The following is a 13,377-nucleotide window of genomic DNA, read 5'->3' as shown; positions in this document are numbered from 1 at the left end:
GCATCGCCTCCGATCGACGAATCGCCTGGTCGGAGCCTTGCCCGGCCGAACCCGCCGCCTGCCCTGGGAGAACGCGGTCCCCCGGCGGAGTTCGCGGGCTCCGGTCGAGACCGAGGCCGTGGCCACCGGCGGCGCCCCCCGGCCTGCCGGTCGCGGGCGCGGTCTGCCGGGGGTTGCCGATCGCATGCCGTGGCGGCCGGGGAGCCGCTGAGTCGGTAGGACGGCTGACGGGGGCGTACGACTCAGGTCGTACGGGGCGTTCCGGACGCGCCACATGGCTGACGCGAACCGTGGCCGTGGGGGCGATGGCGGGAGCGGCGCCGATTCCTAGCGTGGAGCACGACCGTCCCCATCCACGAAGGAGTCGCCGTGACCAGCACGTTCACCAGCCCACCCGGGGGAGCGCCGGACGCGGCGAAAGCGCCGGCGGTCGCGGCCGACCGCGTGTCGAAGGTGTACGGGTCCGGTGACGCGGCCGTGCACGCGCTGCGCGGGGTCAGCGTCGGGTTCGCGGACGGCGCCTTCACCGCGATCATGGGGCCGTCCGGGTCGGGCAAGTCGACGCTGATGCACTGCCTGGCGGGCCTCGACACCGTCACCGAGGGACGGATCATGCTCGGCGACGCCGAGCTGACCGGCCTGAACGACCGGCAGCTCACGATGCTGCGCCGGGAGCGGGTCGGGTTCGTGTTCCAGGCGTTCAACCTGCTGCCGACGCTGACCGCTGAGCAGAACATCCGGCTGCCGCTCGACCTCGCGGGCCGCAAGGTCGAGCGGGCGTGGTTCGACCGGGTCGTGGACGTGGTCGGGCTCCGCGAGCGGCTCGGGCACCGGCCGAGCGAGCTGTCGGGCGGGCAGCAGCAGCGGGTCGCGTGCGCGCGGGCGATCGTCGCCCGGCCGGACGTGATCTTCGCCGACGAGCCGACCGGCAACCTCGACTCCCGCGCGGGCGCCGAGGTGCTCGGGTTCCTGCGCTCGTCGGTGCGGGAGATGGGCCAGACGATCGTCATGGTCACCCACGACCCGGTGGCGGCCTCGTATGCGGACCGGGTGGTGTTCCTGCGCGACGGGGAGATCGTCTCGGAGATCGTCCGCCCGACGCCGGACGCGGTGCTCGACCGCCTCAAGAGCCTGGGGGCGTGATGCTGCGGACGACACTCGCGGGCCTGCTCGCCCACAAGCTGCGCCTGCTGCTGACCGCCGTGGCGATCACGCTGGGCGTGGGGTTCATCTCCGGCACGTTCGTGCTGACCGACACGATGGAGCAGGGGGTCGCCAAGACCTTCGCGAAGTCCGCCGGCAAGGTGGACGTGGCGATCCTGCCGAGCCGCGGCGCCGGCAAGGGGCCGGACGATGAGACCGGTATCCCCGCCGACGTCCTGCGCAAGGTGCGGGGCCTGCCGGGGGTGACCGACGCGCAGGGCGCGGTGCGCGGGGAGGCCGCGCTCGTCGGCAAGGACGGCAAGACCGTCGGCGACTACCCGACCTTCGGCCTGTCGGTGCCGACCGGGCGGCTGCTGCGGTTCGACGTGGACAAGGGCCGCGCGCCGTCCGGCGCCGCCGAGGCGGTGCTCAACCAGGAGGTCGCCGACCGGGCCGGATACAAGGTCGGGGACGCGGTGACCGTCCTCGACCACGCGGGGCGCCCGCACCGCTTCTCCGTCGTCGGGATCGTCGACTTCGGCATCGACAACGAGGTCAGCGCCCAGGGCGGGGTGGGGTTCGACGCCACGACGGCGCAGGCGATGACGGGCAGGAAGAGCTACACGGAGATCGACGTCCTCGGGCCGGACCGGGCCGCGGTCGCCGCCGCCGTCGGCGGCTCCTACGAGGTGCTCACCGGGGACGGGCTCGCCAAGCGGCTCGCCAAGGGCGCGGGCGCGGACACCGAGATCATCCGCACCGGCCTGCTGATCTTCGGGCTGGTGGCGATGCTGGTCTCGGCCCTCGTCATCTACAACACGTTCTCGATCCTGATCGCGCAGCGGATGCGGGAGATGGCGCTGCTGCGCTGCGTCGGCGCGACCCGGCGGCAGGTGTTCGGCGGCGTCCTGGTGGAGTCGGCGGTGGTCGGCCTGGTCGGCTCGCTGCTCGGCATCCTCGCAGGGATCGGGCTCGGCGCGGGCGCGGTCGCCGCTCTCAGCCGGTTCGCCTCGGAGGTGCCGGTGAGCGGGCTGGCCTTCGCCGGGCGCACGGTCGTGGTGGGGCTGGCGGTCGGCGTGACGGTGACCGTGCTCTCCGCGCTGCTGCCGGCGCGGGCGGCGACGCGCGTGCCGCCGGTCGCGGCGCTGCGCTCGGAGCTGGAGCCAGGCGGGGGCCGGTTCCGGCTCGGGCGCGTCCGGACGGCGCTGACCGTCCTGCTCGGGGCGGCCGGGCTCGCGCTCGGCGGGCTCGGCTCGCTCCAGATGGGGAAGGGGCCGACCGCGATGTACGTCGTCGCGCTCGGCGGCGGCGTGTTCTTCCTGGCGGTGGTCACGGGCATGCCCGCGCTGGTGCGCCCGTTCGGACGCGTCGCCGGCGCGATCCCGGCGCGGCTCGGCGGCGTCCCGGGGCGGCTGGCGGTGGAGAACGCCCGCCGCACGCCGCGCCGCACCGCCACGACGACGATCGCGCTGACCGTCGGCGTCGGGCTGATGAGCCTGTTCGCGGTGGTCGCGGCGAGCAGCAAGGCGACCTCGGCGGCCAAGCTCGCGGAGCAGTACCCGGTGGAGTTCCAGGTGGAGGCGCGCGGCGGCGCGGGGCCCGGCCGCGACAGCGGCGGGGTCGTCCCGCACGCGCTCGCCGAGACGCTGGCCAAGCGGCCGGAGTTCGCCCAGGTCTTCGAGGTGCTGGGCAAGGACACCGAGATCGGCGGCAGGTCGGTGACGGTCGCCAGCCTGACCGGCAGGGCGCTCGGCACCGTGCTCAAGCCCCGCATCGAGGCGGGGTCGGAGGCGGCGCTCAAGCCGGGCGGCCTCCAGCCCGGGACCGTGCTGGTCGACAAGCTGATCGCGAACAGGAACGGGCTGTCGGCGGGCCGGACCGTCCAGCTCAAGACCGCGCACGGAACCGTGCCCGTCAAGATCGCCGCGGTGTACACCTCGCCCGCGCCGGTCGGCGAGGTCCTGGTGCCGGAGGCGGACTTCCGCCGGTACTTCGGTGCCCCCGGCCAGTCGGCGATCTACATCCAGGACAAGGACGGGGTGCCCCCGGAGGCGGCGCGGCGCGTCGTCGAGGACGCGGCGCGGCCCTACCCGACCGCGAAGGTGTACTCGGGGGCGGAGTTCGAGGAGAGCGTCAGCAACGCGATCGACATGATGCTGATGATCTTCGGTGGGCTGCTCGGGCTGGCGATCGTCATCGCGCTGTTCGGGATCGCGAACACGCTGACGCTGTCGGTCGTGGAACGGACGCGCGAGTCGGCGCTGCTGCGCGCCCTCGGCCTCACCCGCCGCCAGCTCCGCCGGATGCTGTCGGTCGAGGCGCTGGTCATGGCCGTGATCGGGGCGTCCACCGGGGTCGTGCTCGGGATCGCGTTCGGCTGGGCCGCGACCCGCGCGATGGCGGAGGGGTCGGTCTTCTCGCTGCCCTACCTCCAGGTCGTCGGCTTCGTCGTGCTCGCGGGCGCCGCCGGGACGGTCGCGGCGGTCATGCCCGCGCGGCGCGCCGCCAAGGCGTCCATCGTCGAGTCCCTCGCCACCGACTGAGTGCGCGAGGGCGCCCGGGGCGGGATCGGCGCGGTCCCAAACCGGGTGCGATGCGTGATGAGGGTTGGCTCCGCCCCACCGCAGGGGACGACGGTTAGCGGTGGGGCGGAGTGGGGTGCGGGCGGCCTTTCCGAGGTGGTAGGAGCGGGTCCGTTCCCCTACCGCCGGGCCGTCCGCGATGGCTCGGGTGCGTCCGAGGGTTTCACTTATGGTGACGGCGCCGTCGCAATCCAGAGATACGCTCGCCTTTCGGCGCGCCGCAAGAGATGACCCTCCGTCGTCCAGAAAGTGTGGCCGGATCAGGGAGATGATCGTCACACCTGGTAGCTGAGTCCTTACTCGTGTGGGATGGCATGGTCGGCTCGGGTAGTGTCCGCGCGGTGCCACCCCGCCGCACAGGCGCCGTGCCATCCGCCGGACGTCAGGCCACGGGCCCGCGAGTACATTGGGTCGCGCACGTCCGGTACCTACCTGAGGACTGGAACGAACCGATGGATTCACATGCCACGCCCCCTGCCGCCGCGCCCGGGAACGGCCCCGGAGACGGTCCGGGCGGCGCCGGGGAGCGGCCCGCGCGGCTGGCGGTCGGCGTCGTCGGCGCCGGACGCGTCGGGACGGCGCTCGGCGCCGCGCTCGCCGGCGCCGGACACCGCGTCGTGGCCGCCGCGGCGGTGTCCGAGCGGTCGCGGGAGCGGATCGAGCAGCGGCTCCCCGGCGTGGACGTCGCGCCCCCGCACGAGGTCGTGGCCGCCGCCGACCTGGTGCTCCTCACCGTCCCCGACGACGCCCTGCCGGAACTCGCCGCCGGGCTCGTCGGCGCGGGGGTCGAGGTGACCGGCAAGCTCGTCGCGCACACGAGCGGACGGTACGGGGCGTCCGTCCTGGACCCGGTCACGCGGGCCGGGGCGCTGCCGCTCGCGCTGCACCCGGTCATGACCTTCACCGGACGGCCCGACGACGTGAACCGCCTCACCGGCATCTCGTTCGGCGTGACCGCGCCCGAGCCGCTGCGCCCGGTCGCCGAGGCGCTCGTGCTGGAGATGGGCGGCGAGCCGGTGTGGATCCCCGAGGAGCGCCGCCCGCTCTACCACGCGGCCCTCGCCGGAGGCGCGAACCACCTGGTCACGCTGGTCGTCGAGACGATGGACCTGCTGCGCGGCGCGGGGGTCGCCGAGCCCGGCCGGATGCTCGGCCCGCTGCTCGGCGCGGCGCTCGACAACGGGCTGCGCCTCGGCATCGACGGCCTCACCGGGCCGGTCGCGCGCGGCGACGCGGGCACCGTCGCCGACCATGTCGCCGAACTCGGCCGGGTGTCGCCCGAGAGCCGCCGCGCCTACGTGGCGCTGGCCCGCCTCACCGCCGACCGCGCGCTCGGCGCGGGACTGCTCAAACCCGAGGACGCCGAACGCCTCCTCGAAGCGCTGGCCGACTGAGCGGGCCGACCGCCCCCAACGATCGAGGAGGACCCGATGTCCGCGATGCCCGCCGTCGTCAGGACGCGCGAGGAGTTGGCGGAGGCCAGGGCGGCGGCCGGGGGGAGCCTCGCCCTCGTCCCGACCATGGGCGCGCTGCACGAGGGGCACCGGTCGCTGATCCGCGAGGCGCGGCGGCGCGCGGACGTGGTGGCCGTGAGCGTGTTCGTCAACCCGTTGCAGTTCGGCCCCGGCGAGGACTTCGACCGCTACCCCCGGACGTTCGACGCGGACCTGCGGGCCTGCGCCGAGGAGGGCGCCGCCCTCGTGTTCGCCCCGGGGCGCGAGGTCATGTATCCGACGGAGCCGCAGGTCACGGTGCGGTCGGGGCCGATGGGCGCCCGGGTGGAGGGCGTGACGCGGCCGGGCCATTTCGACGGGATGCTCACGGTCGTCCTGAAACTGTTCAACCTGGTGCGCCCGGACGTCGCGGTCTTCGGGCAGAAGGACGCGCAGCAGCTCGCGATGATCCGGCGGATGGTCCTCGACCTGAACCTGCCGGTGGAGGTCGTCGGCGCGCCGACCGTCCGGGAGCCCGACGGCCTCGCGCTGTCGAGCCGCAACCGCTACCTGTCGGCGGACGAGCGCGCGACGGCGCTCGCGCTGTCGCGGGCCCTGCGCGCGGGCGCGGACGCGGCCCGGGGCGGCCCGGAGGCGATCGCCGGCGCGGCGCGGGCCGTCCTGGCCGAGGCCGCGACGGCCGAGCCCCCGCTCACGCTGGACTACCTCGTCCTGGTCGATCCGGCGACGTTCCTTGAGGTCGCGGACGCGCACACCGGCCCCGCCGTGCTCGCCGCGGCGGGCCGGGTCGGCGCCACCCACCTGATCGACAACCTGCCCCTGGACCTCGGCGCCCCGCCTGAGCGCTGATCCGCGTGCCGTATCGGCCGTATGCCCGGGGGCGTACGGCCGTTTCGCTTGCCCGGAAAGTTCTCCGTCAATGTGACCTTCGTCCCGATTCATTGGCGGCTCCCGGGGTTAATGTCACAATGACGAGAACCGAACCCCGAGGAGGGCTCATGATCCCTTCCGTTCTCGCGGCCCCCGCCCCCGGCTGGACCACCGAGACCGACGTCGTCGTCATCGGATCCGGCATCGCCGGCCTGGTCACCGCGCTGCGGTGCCGGCCGCGCGGGCGGGTGCTGCTGGTCACCAAGGCACTGCTGGACGCGGGGTCGACCCGCTGGGCGCAGGGCGGGATCGCCGCCGCGCTCGCCCCCGACGACACCCCGGAGGAGCACCTCGCCGACACGCTGACCGCCGGTGTCGGGATCTGCGCCGAGGACGCCGTCCGGGCCCTGGTCACCGAGGGGCCGGAGGCCGTGCGCGGGCTCATCGACCTCGGCGCCGCCTTCGACCGCTCCGGCTCCGGCGACATCGAGCTGACCAGGGAGGGCGGCCACCACCGGCGCCGCATCGCGCACGCGGGCGGCGACGCGACCGGCGCCGAGATCAGCCGCGCGCTGCTCGCCGCGCTCAAGGACTCCGGCGTCGAGGTCATCGAGCACGCACTGGTCCTCGACCTGCTGAAGGACGCCTCGGGACGGGCCGCCGGGATCACCCTGCACGTCATGGGCGAGGGCCAGCCGGGCGGCGTCGGAGCCGTCCGCGCCCGCGCCGTCGTCCTCGCCACCGGCGGGCTCGGGCAGGTGTTCTCCGCCACGACCAACCCCGAGGTCTCCACCGGCGACGGCGTCGCGCTCGCGCTGCGCGCCGGGGCGGCCGTCACCGACCTTGAGTTCGTCCAGTTCCACCCGACGGTGCTCTGGCTCGGCGCGGACGCCGCCGGGCAGCAGCCGCTGATCTCCGAGGCGGTGCGCGGCGAGGGCGCCCACCTGGTCGACCACGCGGGCGAGCGCTTCATGACCGGCCGCCACGAACTGGCCGAACTCGCCCCCCGCGACGTCGTCGCCAAGGGGATCATCAACCGGATGCACGAGACCGGCGCGTCCCACATGTACCTGGACGGCCGGCACCTCGGCGCCGCTACCTGGGAGCACCGCTTCCCGACGATCCTCGCCGCCTGCCGGCACCACGGGATCGACCCGGTGACCGAGCCGATCCCGATCGTCCCCGCGGCGCACCACGCGAGCGGAGGCGTCCGCACGGACCTGTTCGGACGGACGTCCGTTCCGGGCCTGTACGCATGCGGGGAGGTCGCCTGCACGGGCGTCCACGGCGCGAACAGGCTCGCGTCCAACTCCCTCCTGGAGGGGCTCGTGTTCGCGGCCCGGATCGCCACCGCGATCGAGGACGACCTCGCCGGCCCGCCCGGCACGGACCTGCCGGCAGATGAGCGGAGAGCAGGCGGCCTCCTCGATCCGGGGCTGCGCGGCGAGATCCAGCGGATCATGACGTCCCATGTCGGCGTGCTCCGAGGCGCCGAGGGCCTCGCGACGGCGGTCCGCGAGCTGTCCGAGCTTTCGGAGCCGTCCGCGCCGCGGCGGGAGCAGGCGCCGGGCGTCGCGGCGTGGGAGGTCACCAACCTGCACACGGTCGCGTCCGCGATCGCGGCCGCCGCGCGGCTCCGGGAGGAGACCCGGGGCAGCCACTGGCGCGAGGACTTCCCCGACCGCGCCGACGGGACCTGGCGCGGCCACCTCGTCACCCGCCTGGACGGGAACGCTCTCACCACGACCTACGAACGCCAGGAAGGAAGCCGCGCATGACACCGGAACTGGACGGGACGCTCAGGACCGCCGGGCTCGATCCACAGGCTGTGGAGGACGTCGTCCGGACGGCGCTCGCCGAGGACGGCGAGGCCGATGTCACCAGCGAGCCGATCTTCGCGCCGCGGGACCCCTCGACCGGGGACTTCACCGCCCGCGAGGAGGGGGTCGTCGCCGGGATCCCGGTCGCCGCCGTCGTGTTCGAGGCGCTGGAGGTCGCCTACGAGGCGAAGGTCGCCGACGGGGACCGCGTCGTGCCCGGGCAGGTGCTCATCTCGGTGGAGGGGCCGACCCGGGCCGTGCTGCGCGCCGAACGGACGGCCCTGAACCTGCTCACCCACCTGTCCGGAATCGCGACCGCCACGCGCCGCTGGACGGACGCGATGGAGGGCACCAAGGCCAGGGTCCGCGACACCCGCAAGACGCTGCCCGGCCTGCGCGCGCTCCAGAAGTACGCCGTGCGGTGCGGAGGCGGCGTCAACCACCGGATGGGCCTGCACGACTCCGCGCTGATCAAGGACAACCACATCGCCGCCGCCGGGAGCGTCTCCAAGGCGTACGAGGCCGTCCGCGCCGTCTACCCGTCCCTGCACATCCAGGTCGAGTGCGACACCCTCGACCAGGTCGCGGAGGCCCTCGCGGTCGGCGCCCGCGCGATCCTCCTCGACAACATGAGCGACGCGGAGATGTCCGAGGCCGTCGCCCTGGTCGGGGGGAAGGCGGAGCTGGAGGCCAGTGGTGGCCTTACCCTGGACAGGGCCCGAGACGTTGCCGTGACCGGGGTCGACTACCTTGCGGTCGGCGCGCTGACGCACTCGGCGTCCGTGTTCGACATCGGCCTTGACTTCACCTGACCAGCGGGGACCTGATGCTGCTCACCATCGACGTCGGTAACACCCACACGGTCCTCGGCCTGTTCGAGGGCGAGGAGGTCATCGAGCACTGGAGGATCAACACCGATCCGCGGCGCACCGCCGACGAGATCGCCGTGGTCCTGCAGGGGCTCGTCCAGCAGAGCCCGCTGCTGGCCGACACCGACATCAGCGGCATCGCGCTGTGCTCCACGGTCCCGTCCGTCCTGCACGAGATGCGGGAGATGTGCCGCCGCTACTACGGCGACGTGTCCGCGGTGATCGTGGAGCCGGGCGTCAAGACCGGGGTCCCCGTCCGGATGGACAACCCCAAGGAGGTCGGCGCCGACCGCATCGTGAACGCGCTGGCGGCCGTCCACCTGCACCGGGGCCCCGCGATCGTCGTCGACTTCGGCACCGCCACCACCTTCGACGCGGTCTCGGCGAAGGGCGAGTACGTCGGCGGCGCGATCGCGCCCGGCATCGAGATCTCGATCGACGCGCTGTCCTCGCGCGGCGCCCAGCTCCACAAGATCGAGCTGGTCCGGCCGCGCAGCGTGATCGCCAAGAACACCGTCGAGGCGCTCCAGTCCGGGATCATCTTCGGCTTCGCCGGGCAGGTCGACGGCATCGTCGCGCGGATGGCGGAGGAACTCGCCGACGACCCGCAGGACGTCACGGTCATCGCGACCGGCGGCCTGGCGCCGCTCGTGCTGGAGGAGTCGCGCCGCATCGACGTGTTCGAGCCGTGGCTCACCCTCGTCGGGCTGCGGCTCATCTACCAGCGGAACACTCCGTGAGCCGCTCCGCCGCCTCCGGCCGCGCCGTGGCGTTCCGCCGCCACACGTAGGCGAGGCAGGCCGAGGCCAGCACGGCGAGCGTCGCCAGCAGCGCGTCCAGCGGGACGAGGCCGTCCAGCCTCGTGAGCACCAGCGGCGTGAACATCCCCACGTAGACCAGGGCGTATGCGGCGGCGGTCAGACCGGCGAGCTCACCCGGCCGCGCCATGCGCGCGACCTCCGTGAGGCTGTAGTTCAGGACGAACCCGTACCCGCCGCCGAGGAGCAGGGCCGCGACCGCGTTCAGCGCGGGCTGCTCCAGCCCGACGGTCAGCGCGGCCGCGACGAGGCCGGAGATGATCCCCGCCAGCCCGGTGCGCGCGACCAGGCGCGGATGCCGCCCCTCCAGGCGCCGCGCCACCGGCTGCGCCGCCATCCCGGCCGCCAGCGTCAGCGCCGTCATGACCCCCGAGTACACGATCGGCAGATGCCGGACGGGCACCCGCGTCGGGAGCACCGCGAACGCGGTGACCGGCGCGGTGAACGTCCAGATCGCGACGGGCGCCACGACCTGCCAGAACCGCGCCCGCCCGACCCCGCCGAGCCGCGGCCCCCGGCCCTCGACCGGCTTCGGCCGCCGGACGCTCGTCTCGCGGACGCGGAACGCCAGCGGCACCGCCGCCACCATGATCAGCAGATGCGGGACGTAGGCGGTGACCAGCGGGTCCGGGGCCCACTGCGCGACCAGCGAGGCCACCAGCGGCCCGGCGCCGAAGCCGGCCGAGACCGCCAGCGCCGTCAGCCGCGTCCCCGAGCGGGGCGACAGCTCCTTCGCCCACGCCGTCCCGGTCGCGAGGACCGCGCCGGTCACGATGCCCGCCAGGAAACGGCCCACGTACAGCAGCGCCGGGGCCGACGCGCCCGCCATCAGCACCAGCGTCACCAGCGCGGACACGGACGCGAACGGCAGCGCGATCCGCCGCCGCCCGAGCCGGTCGGAGGCGGGCCCGCCGAGCACGAGGCCCGGCACCAGCCCCAGCGCGTAGATCCCGAACATCGCCTGCGCGGCGCCGTCGCCGAGGTGCAGCCTCCCGCTGTAGAGCCCGAGCAGCGAGGCGAACTGGTTCGCGCCCCAGCCGACGCCGAACATGATCGATGCGACCGCGCCCGGCCCGGCGGCGCGGCGCGGCCGGGACGAGACGGATGACGAGGTCGTGGCAGCCATGAGCCCCTGTCTACGTCGCGAAACCCCTGAACTCCGCATCTCTTTACATTTCGTGAACCCGGGCCGGATCGCCGGATCGGCCGGTGGCTACCGTGGACGGTATGGAGTTGCGGGAGCTGGCGTCGTTCCTCGCGGTGGTCGAGGAGGGACGGTTCGCGCGGGCCGCCGAGCGGCTGTTCCTGTCGCCGCCCGCCGTGACCGGGCATGTCGCGCGGCTCGAACGCGAGCTGGGCGTGCCGCTGCTGGAGCGTTCCCCGCTGCGGCTGACCGAGGCCGGGGAGCGGTTCGTCCCGCACGCCAGGGCCGCGCTCGCCGCCGTCGCCGCCGCCGCCGGGTCCGTCGCCGACCTCGGCTCGGGCGACGCCGAGCCGGTGCTGCGGGTCGGCGTGATGGGGCACGGGTCCGCCGAGCTGACACCGGCGATCATCCGCGCGTTCCGGCAGGCCAGGCCGCTGACACGGCTCCACATCGAGCCGCTGGACTTCACCGAGCACGTGTCGGCGCTCCTCCAGCGCAAGGTGGACGTGGCGTTCGTCCGCCCCGCGGTGGACGACGACCGGGTGGCGGTCGACGTGCTGACGACCGAGCCGCGGATCGTCATCGTCCCCGCGTCCAGCCCCCTCGGCGACGCGGATTCCGCGCGCCTCTCCGACATCCTCGACCTGCCGTTCCTCACCCTGCCGCCCACGACCCCGCGCGCGTTCCGGGACTACCTGTACTTCAACTCCGCGCGCGGCGGCGCCGGGCCCCGCCGCGGCCCCGACCAGGCCCGCAACCCGCACGAGGCCCTCGCCAGCGTCGCCGCCGGGCGCGGCACCGGGTCCGGGCTCGCCTCGTTCGCCCGCTTCTACTCCTGGCCCGGTGTCCGGTACCTCCCGATCGTGGACGCGCCGTGGGACAACAGCGTCCTCACCAGCCGGCGGGACGACCCGTCCGCCGAGGTCCGCGCCTTCCGGACGCTGGCCGCCGCCCTCGCCCGCGACCTCGGCCCCGTGCTGGCGCGCGGGCCGGGGGCCGTCCGGGAAGTGGTTCGCGGCGCACCGAGCGGGCTGGATAGCCTTGAGCCGTGAGTGACGAGACCAACGACACCGCTCCGAGCGGGGACGCCGGCGCCGAGCTGCCCGAGCAGATGCGCGTCCGCCGCGAGAAGCTCGACCGCCTCCGCGAGAGCGGGACCGACCCGTACCCGGTGACCTTCCCGCGCACGGCGACCATCGCCGAGATCCGCGAGAAACACCCGGACCTGGAGCCGGGCACCGAGACGGGCGAGAAGGTCGGCGTCACCGGTCGCGTCATGCTCGTCCGCAACACCGGGAAGCTGTGCTTCGCCACCATCCGGGACGGCGGCGGCGACATCCAGGTCATGCTGTCGCTGGCCAACGTCGGTCAGGAGCGGCTCGACTTCTGGAAGCGCGAGGTCGACCTCGGCGACCACATCGGCGTCGAGGGCGAGGTCATCACCTCCCGCCGCGGCGAGCTGTCGGTCATGGCCGAGTCCTTCGCGATCACCTCCAAGTGCCTGCGACCGCTTCCGGACAAGCACGCCGGCCTCACCGACCCCGAGGCCCGGGTGCGGCAGCGCTATGTCGACCTGATCGTCAACGACGAGGCCCGCAGGATGGCGCGGGTCCGCAGCGCCACCGTCCGCGCCGCGCGCGACTTCTGGCAGGACGAGGGCTACCTCGAAGTCGAGACGCCGATGCTCCAGCCGATCCACGGCGGGGCGGCGGCGCGCCCGTTCCAGACGCACATCAACGCCTACGGCATGGACCTCTACCTGCGCATCGCGATCGAGCTGTACCTCAAGCGGCTCGTCGTCGGCGGCATCGACAAGGTCTTCGAGATCAACCGGAACTTCCGGAACGAGGGCGCGGACTCCACGCACAACCCGGAGTTCACGATGCTGGAGGCCTACGGCACCTACCTCGACTACAACGACATGGCCGACCTGACCCAGCGGATGTACCAGCGGGCGGTCGTCGCCGCGCTCGGCACGACCGTGGTCGTTCGCGACGGTGTCGAGATCGACCTCGGCGGTGCCGCGTGGCCCCGCGTCACCCTGTACTCCCTGGTGTCGGACGCGGTCGGCGAAGAGGTCACGCCGCACACGCCGATCGACACCGTCCGGGGGCTCGCCGACGCGCGCGGCATCGCGTGGGACCCGAAGTGGGGGCAGGGCAAGCTCGTCGAGGAGCTGTTCGAGGAGCTGGTCGAGCACACGCTCGTGCAGCCCACCTTCGTCATGGACTACCCGGTCGAGACGTCCCCGCTGGCCCGCCAGCACCGCGCGGAGCCGCTGCTCACCGAGAAGTGGGACCTCATCGGCTTCGGCACCGAACTCGGCACCGGCTACTCCGAGCTGACCGACCCCGTCGAGCAGCGCCGCCGCCTCACCGAGCAGTCCCTGCTCGCGGCGGGCGGCGACGTCGAGGCCATGCAGCTCGACGAGGACTTCCTGCGCGCGCTGGAGTACGCCATGCCCCCCACCGGCGGCGTCGGCGTCGGCATCGACCGCATGATCATGGCCTTCACCGGCAAGGGCATCCGCGAGACGATCCTGTTCCCCCTGGTCAAGCCCGAGTGATCGCGACCGCTCGGCCGGTGCCGCGGCACCGGCGGCCCCCTCGGGCTGAGCGGCGCCGGCGCGTTCCCCGTCGCCCTTTCGCCGCGTAGGGCGGAGGGGCTCTGAGGGGCG

General features: G+C 73.9%; 10 protein-coding genes. 9 read left to right on the top strand and 1 reads right to left on the bottom strand.

Annotated features, from left to right (window positions below):
- The first annotated feature begins 369 nt into the window (after positions 1–369).
- The 7 genes from GNZ18_RS03210 to GNZ18_RS03180 all read left to right on the top strand — a co-directional run bounded on the left by GNZ18_RS03210 (position 370) and on the right by GNZ18_RS03180 (position 9,478).
- Entirely contained in the window at positions 370–1,143 is a 774-nt protein-coding gene (locus GNZ18_RS03210; protein WP_214616084.1) for an ABC transporter ATP-binding protein, read from the top strand.
- Entirely contained in the window at positions 1,143–3,686 is a 2,544-nt protein-coding gene (locus GNZ18_RS03205) for an ABC transporter permease (protein WP_156214523.1), read from the top strand. The genes GNZ18_RS03210 and GNZ18_RS03205 overlap by 1 nt, the downstream gene beginning before the upstream one ends.
- 491 nt (positions 3,687–4,177) lie before the next feature.
- Positions 4,178–5,119 carry a Rossmann-like and DUF2520 domain-containing protein gene (locus GNZ18_RS03200; protein ID WP_156214522.1) on the top strand — a complete coding sequence of 314 codons (942 nt, stop codon included), beginning with the start codon at positions 4,178–4,180 and terminating at the stop codon, positions 5,117–5,119.
- A gap of 36 nt (positions 5,120–5,155) precedes the next feature.
- Positions 5,156–6,028 (top strand): pantoate--beta-alanine ligase, encoded by an 873-nt coding sequence (gene panC / locus GNZ18_RS03195; protein WP_376766259.1) that lies wholly within the window; start codon positions 5,156–5,158, stop codon positions 6,026–6,028.
- A gap of 149 nt (positions 6,029–6,177) precedes the next feature.
- On the top strand, positions 6,178–7,827 hold the full coding sequence (locus tag GNZ18_RS03190) for an L-aspartate oxidase (protein ID WP_156214521.1): 1,650 nt from the start codon (positions 6,178–6,180) through the stop codon (positions 7,825–7,827).
- Complete coding sequence (gene nadC / locus GNZ18_RS43985) at positions 7,824–8,681, top strand: carboxylating nicotinate-nucleotide diphosphorylase (protein ID WP_156214520.1); 858 nt, start codon at positions 7,824–7,826, stop codon at positions 8,679–8,681. The genes GNZ18_RS03190 and nadC overlap by 4 nt, the downstream gene beginning before the upstream one ends.
- Positions 8,682–8,695: 14 nt before the next feature.
- The gene (locus GNZ18_RS03180; protein WP_156214519.1) at positions 8,696–9,478 is read left to right on the top strand and encodes a type III pantothenate kinase; all 783 of its coding nucleotides are present in this window, start codon (positions 8,696–8,698) and stop codon (positions 9,476–9,478) included.
- Here GNZ18_RS03180 and GNZ18_RS03175 read toward each other — a convergent pair.
- The gene (locus GNZ18_RS03175) at positions 9,453–10,682 is read right to left on the bottom strand and encodes an MFS transporter (RefSeq protein ID WP_173390623.1); all 1,230 of its coding nucleotides are present in this window, start codon (positions 10,680–10,682) and stop codon (positions 9,453–9,455) included. The genes GNZ18_RS03180 and GNZ18_RS03175 overlap by 26 nt on opposite strands.
- A 101-nt stretch (positions 10,683–10,783) precedes the next feature.
- On the opposite strand from GNZ18_RS03175, the gene GNZ18_RS03170 reads away from it, so the two are divergent.
- Together GNZ18_RS03170 and lysX are read left to right on the top strand one after the other, a co-directional pair.
- The gene (locus tag GNZ18_RS03170) at positions 10,784–11,752 is read left to right on the top strand and encodes a LysR family transcriptional regulator (RefSeq protein WP_156214517.1); all 969 of its coding nucleotides are present in this window, start codon (positions 10,784–10,786) and stop codon (positions 11,750–11,752) included.
- Positions 11,749–13,266, top strand: coding sequence for a bifunctional lysylphosphatidylglycerol synthetase/lysine--tRNA ligase LysX (gene lysX / locus GNZ18_RS03165; RefSeq protein ID WP_312874271.1), 1,518 nt, complete (start codon positions 11,749–11,751; stop codon positions 13,264–13,266). The genes GNZ18_RS03170 and lysX overlap by 4 nt, the downstream gene beginning before the upstream one ends.
- The last annotated feature ends 111 nt before the right edge of the window (positions 13,267–13,377 follow it).

The sequence above is a fragment of the Actinomadura litoris genome, assembly GCF_009733595.1.
GTDB classification, from domain to species: domain Bacteria; phylum Actinomycetota; class Actinomycetes; order Streptosporangiales; family Streptosporangiaceae; genus Spirillospora; species Spirillospora litoris.
Note: the sequence above shows the minus strand (reverse complement) of the source record. Positions and strands in the feature narration are given on the sequence as shown.

Coding starts and splice junctions, on each gene's coding strand:
- GNZ18_RS03190 (WP_156214521.1), top strand. CDS start 6,178: ATGATCCCTTCCGTTCTCGCGGCCCCCGCCCCCGGCTGGACCACCGAG.
- panC (WP_376766259.1), top strand. CDS start 5,156: ATGTCCGCGATGCCCGCCGTCGTCAGGACGCGCGAGGAGTTGGCGGAG.
- GNZ18_RS03200 (WP_156214522.1), top strand. CDS start 4,178: ATGGATTCACATGCCACGCCCCCTGCCGCCGCGCCCGGGAACGGCCCC.
- GNZ18_RS03170 (WP_156214517.1), top strand. CDS start 10,784: ATGGAGTTGCGGGAGCTGGCGTCGTTCCTCGCGGTGGTCGAGGAGGGA.
- nadC (WP_156214520.1), top strand. CDS start 7,824: ATGACACCGGAACTGGACGGGACGCTCAGGACCGCCGGGCTCGATCCA.
- GNZ18_RS03175 (WP_173390623.1), bottom strand. CDS start 10,682: ATGGCTGCCACGACCTCGTCATCCGTCTCGTCCCGGCCGCGCCGCGCC.
- GNZ18_RS03205 (WP_156214523.1), top strand. CDS start 1,143: ATGCTGCGGACGACACTCGCGGGCCTGCTCGCCCACAAGCTGCGCCTG.
- GNZ18_RS03180 (WP_156214519.1), top strand. CDS start 8,696: ATGCTGCTCACCATCGACGTCGGTAACACCCACACGGTCCTCGGCCTG.